Raw genomic sequence first — 4157 nt, 5'->3', positions numbered from 1 at the left:
ACTTTTTTGCCGGGATTGGAATGTTTTTCTGCTGCGGTTCTGGATATTTCAATGGTGATTTTTGGTGTGCTCATGCTATTTTCCTCATTTGTTCGTTTCCGATGCTAATTAAATAGTCTCGGTCTACGGTTGTGATTATTCTGCGTGGGTTAGTGAATGGATTCCAGATTAACAATAAACTTCCTTTGTTATTTCCATTCACTGGTTTTTGTGTTCCTGCATTAATAAATGAAATCCTGCCACCCGTTATTAACCTGACTTCATCTACAGTTTCCATTGCCAATTTAAACCAGCCTACAGCAGTGTCAGCAGGGATTAGCATTACTATTGACTGACATTGTTTCCGGCACTCAATGCCAGCTTTCTCTATCCATGGCCCAATATCGCTATAGGGTGGGTTGCAGAAAATAGAACCGTAACTTGTCCAGTCACACGCCAGTGCATTATCTCGTTCCGTGAGATAATGTGCGCACAGGGTATTTTGAGCATTGGCGGCTGCATCCAGATAAAAACCAAATTCTAAATCGAGTGCCAGAAATAACGCTTTGGAGTCATGACCAAAAAAGAAAAGATCCCCCTTACCCCCACGGGGGAAGAAAATCTCGCTCTTGAAATACTGGGTTATTTTAACCAGCTCACCCATTCCCGATTCCAATCAACGGCTCCGTTCCTGAAAGCGCTGTCTACCGTGAAGAGCAAAGGGATTTGCTACACGGCGGATGAAATCAAGCTGGTCATCGAATGGGCGGTTACGCAATGGAAATACGGCGAGAAGCTCAAGCCTGAGAATTTATGTCGCATGAGACGCTTCGACGGCTACCTGTCCGACGCCATCAAGTGGAAAGAGTACATTGACAGAAATCCTGTTGATTGCCCCCATCAAGAACTGATAACGCTCTGGAACAGTAAAATCCCCGCCCGTGTTGTTGAGGCTCAGGAATGGACGCAGCGCAGACCTGCCTATCGGAATCTTGAATCAGTGTGGAACGGGAAAACCAACAAGGGGAAATGGCGAGAGGTTCAGCACATGGCGACCTGTTTTGACCTGATCAGCCAGTCATCTCTGTTCAGCAGTCTGGAAGAAAAACCGTGGTTAACACTGGATTGGATACTGAAGCCGGAAAACTGGTCGCAGGTCTACGAACAGGCAAAACGGGAACATATCGCACGACGTAACGGAGCTTAACATGGACAAATTTTCTGATACCCACACAGAACAGGCAGTCATTGGCAGTATCCTGATCTCAGGTGACGAGCATTCTGATGCTGCTGTCAACGCGGTTGAATCCCTGACAGAAAAAGATTTTAGCTCTGTGGCTCACAGGCTGATCCTGCGGGGGCTAAAGAAACTTAATGCAGCAGGCAGCCGATTTGACTTGGTGTTGCTGAACAGTGAACTGGAGCAAAGCGGTGATTCTGGTCATTGCGGAGGGTTTGCCTACATCGCTGAATGTGCAAAACACGTCCCCAGTATTAGCCTGTTACCCAGCTATGTCGATAAACTCAGGCAGTTATCCATGACGCGCGAGATGTTGTCAGTGTTGCATACAGGCATTGCGCGGATCACTGAGGGTGGAGTTAACGCGGTTCAGGATATTGCCGGTGATATTGAGAACCAGATATCAAATCTGGGGAGCGCTAACGACGGCGGAACGGCTCATATCATGGAGGGGGTGGAGGAATCGATAGAAATCATTGAGTCGATGATCAATGGTGATATCTGGAAGTACAAGACGGTGCTGGGTATGCCTGACATTGACAAAGCATTCGGGGGATTTAACAACACGGATTTTATTGTGGTTGGTGGTCGTCCTGGTACAGGTAAGACCCTACTCAGTACCGCAATCACAAAATCAGTGGCACTTAAGAACCGTAAGCCCGTGATGTTTTTCAGTATGGAAATGCCGAAATGGCAAATATCGGAACGTATTGCATTCCATCATGCCAGAGTTAATAAAAAGGATCTTCTGGGGGAAAATTGTTCATCATCCATGATGGATGAGGCATGGGCAAAGCTGGCTCACGCTCTGGATGACGTCAAAAGTTCACCCATTCATATTAACGACAGGTCATCAATGAGTATCAATGAAATACGGGCAGAAGCCAGACGGATGCACAAGCAGACTGGCGGCCTTGGTGTAATCATTGTGGACTATTTGCAAATCATGAAAATGACCAATCCTGACAATATGAACCAGTCGGTTGGTGAAATAGCTACAGGTCTCAAAAATCTGGCTAAGGAACTGAAATGTCCAATTGTTGCATTGGCTCAGTTAAACCGGAATCTTGAGCAGCGAACCAACAAACGCCCCATGAACTCTGATCTCCGTGAGTCTGGTGTGATAGAGCAAGTGGCTGATGTGATTTTAATGGTTCATCGTGATGAAAAATATAATCCCAATACTGAGATGAAAGGGATTACTGAAATTATCTGTACAAAATCAAGGCACGCGCCGGGTGCAGAAAAAACGTATTATTTTACACACACTCACGGTGGATTAGATCCTGCTGACCTTACCAGAATCAAATCTGATGAGTATCAAGAAGACATTGAATTTTAACCCCACAGGAAGGACTTTTGAGATGAAAACAGTAAAAGTTGATTGGCTAGGTGATTGTGAAAAATGTGGTATGGACAGCGCATTAATTGAGACAAATGGAAACGAAAACTGGCTGTATGAAGGGGATGTCGTGACATGTTGTGGTTGTGGGCATACTGGCCATGTTGAAATTTTACAATGTGAACCCGTTGCCTATGCAGTATGGGACGAATTGGTGGAGGGGTTATGAGTCTAGAACAACGCAAAAAAGCCGCCATCACAATTAACCGAGGGCGCAAACCTGTATTTGGTGACCACATGCGCAATCCGTGGGCTGGTGAATCCAACCCGAATCGAGATGGCTATTTCGTCAGATCCAGACGAGTGACCGGAAAATTGAATCCTGGACTGTGGTATGAGATGACCGATAAGAGGGGGCGGTTTTGGGAAATCGATGGCGTGTACGCAATTTTTATTGAGCATCTGGAGGCAGAATGAAAATCAAAACGAGTGAACTGACAGGCCGTGCATTGGACTGGGCTGTAGCTAGAGCAACCCGTACAACGATGCCCAGCATCAACCAGTGGATAATATGGGACGACTATCACCCATCAACCAACTGGTTAGTTTGCGGGCAATTGATTGAGGAATTTAGCATTAGGCTAGGTCACGCATTACTTTGGTCTGCTAACTGCCATTATGTATCTGATGATTATCTGGACGGTGAAACCCCACAAATTGCCATTTGCCGTGCCGTAGTGGCTGCGAAATTGGGAGAAGAGGTTGATATTCCTGATGAGATATTTGATTGGAGCGAGCATGTCAGACAACGTTATAACCCTCAAATTCAGCAACGATAAACCACCCAATATTAGCACCTCAGTTACTCCTAAAACGCCCGAACAATCCCGATGTAAACACAACACTGCAATAACAGTCGATGAACAGTATCGCGTTCTCACCTGTGATCACTGTGGCTGCAATGTCGATGCATTCGATTATGTATTGGCACGTGCCTGTGATGGCGAATATGTTGTACGTAAGATTATGAAATTACACAAACAACGGGACGAACTGAGAGCGGCGTGCGATGCGTTGTTGCGGGAAGAGAAGAACACAAAAGTGCGATTGCGGGGTGCGAAGACGCAATTGCAATTTCTGGAGAATGATATCAAGAGGATTCAATCACAATGACGACATTACAGGACTTATTAGATTATTACAAAATTCAGGCATGGCGTTCAGCAACAAAATATGTACAGAACATTAAGAAGAGGCGTAAGGATGGGTGTGGTATTGATGATACTTTCACAATTATAACAGCACATAAACATAAAAATTACCCGCGCGGCAGCGCATTTCAAAAGATGCTGGAGATCGAAAACAAAGCGAAGCAACTCAAATTTAACAAACTACATACAGCAATTCAGGCATGGAACCAGAGGGCAAATAACAATGCCAAGAACAGCAATTCAACGACTGAATAATTCAGCAGGTCATGATTACCAGTGGTCAGAAATGTGCCGAGTTCATCTCTGTAAAAAATGTGGTACAGCAGAGCATCGTAGCGGTTGGTATTGGTGGGCAGGGCATAAGTCAAAGCAAGAGCCACCCTGT

Annotated in this window: 8 protein-coding genes; 6 read left to right on the top strand and 2 right to left on the bottom strand. The window is 45.4% G+C overall.

The features are described from left to right. Positions 1–70 precede the first annotated feature (70 nt). On the bottom strand, positions 71–601 hold the full coding sequence (locus tag Xbed_RS18035; protein ID WP_244182549.1) for a phage N-6-adenine-methyltransferase: 531 nt from the start codon (positions 599–601) through the stop codon (positions 71–73). On the opposite strand from Xbed_RS18035, the gene Xbed_RS18030 reads away from it, so the two are divergent. From Xbed_RS18030 to Xbed_RS18005, 6 genes are read left to right on the top strand one after another with little or no spacing between them, the layout of a single operon-like run. Continuing rightward, positions 554–1186, top strand: coding sequence for a conserved phage C-terminal domain-containing protein (locus Xbed_RS18030; RefSeq protein WP_139837538.1), 633 nt, complete (start codon positions 554–556; stop codon positions 1184–1186). The genes Xbed_RS18035 and Xbed_RS18030 overlap by 48 nt on opposite strands. Before the next feature lies 1 nt (position 1187). Beyond that, positions 1188–2561 (top strand): replicative DNA helicase, encoded by a 1374-nt coding sequence (locus tag Xbed_RS18025; protein ID WP_086114220.1) that lies wholly within the window; start codon positions 1188–1190, stop codon positions 2559–2561. 22 nt (positions 2562–2583) lie between these two features. Next, the gene (locus tag Xbed_RS18020; protein ID WP_086114219.1) at positions 2584–2790 is read left to right on the top strand and encodes a hypothetical protein; all 207 of its coding nucleotides are present in this window, start codon (positions 2584–2586) and stop codon (positions 2788–2790) included. Then, positions 2787–3038 (top strand): hypothetical protein, encoded by a 252-nt coding sequence (locus Xbed_RS18015; RefSeq protein ID WP_086114218.1) that lies wholly within the window; start codon positions 2787–2789, stop codon positions 3036–3038. The genes Xbed_RS18020 and Xbed_RS18015 overlap by 4 nt, the downstream gene beginning before the upstream one ends. Then, positions 3035–3400 carry a phage protein NinX family protein gene (locus tag Xbed_RS18010; RefSeq protein WP_086114217.1) on the top strand — a complete coding sequence of 122 codons (366 nt, stop codon included), beginning with the start codon at positions 3035–3037 and terminating at the stop codon, positions 3398–3400. Before Xbed_RS18015 ends, Xbed_RS18010 begins: the two co-directional genes overlap by 4 nt. After that, positions 3360–3734 carry a hypothetical protein gene (locus Xbed_RS18005; RefSeq protein ID WP_086114216.1) on the top strand — a complete coding sequence of 125 codons (375 nt, stop codon included), beginning with the start codon at positions 3360–3362 and terminating at the stop codon, positions 3732–3734. The genes Xbed_RS18010 and Xbed_RS18005 overlap by 41 nt, the downstream gene beginning before the upstream one ends. Before the next feature lie 232 nt (positions 3735–3966). Here Xbed_RS18005 and Xbed_RS20020 read toward each other — a convergent pair. Further along, positions 3967–4157: hypothetical protein (locus Xbed_RS20020; RefSeq protein WP_208612273.1), on the bottom strand; the 191-nt coding region annotated here is incomplete at its 5' end.

The organism is Xenorhabdus beddingii, assembly GCF_002127545.1.
Classification (GTDB): domain Bacteria; phylum Pseudomonadota; class Gammaproteobacteria; order Enterobacterales; family Enterobacteriaceae; genus Xenorhabdus; species Xenorhabdus beddingii.
This window is presented reverse-complemented; position numbering and strand designations above follow the sequence as displayed.

Coding starts and splice junctions, on each gene's coding strand:
- Xbed_RS18015 (WP_086114218.1), top strand. CDS start 2,787: ATGAGTCTAGAACAACGCAAAAAAGCCGCCATCACAATTAACCGAGGG.
- Xbed_RS18005 (WP_086114216.1), top strand. CDS start 3,360: ATGTCAGACAACGTTATAACCCTCAAATTCAGCAACGATAAACCACCC.
- Xbed_RS18030 (WP_139837538.1), top strand. CDS start 554: ATGACCAAAAAAGAAAAGATCCCCCTTACCCCCACGGGGGAAGAAAAT.
- Xbed_RS18010 (WP_086114217.1), top strand. CDS start 3,035: ATGAAAATCAAAACGAGTGAACTGACAGGCCGTGCATTGGACTGGGCT.
- Xbed_RS18025 (WP_086114220.1), top strand. CDS start 1,188: ATGGACAAATTTTCTGATACCCACACAGAACAGGCAGTCATTGGCAGT.
- Xbed_RS18020 (WP_086114219.1), top strand. CDS start 2,584: ATGAAAACAGTAAAAGTTGATTGGCTAGGTGATTGTGAAAAATGTGGT.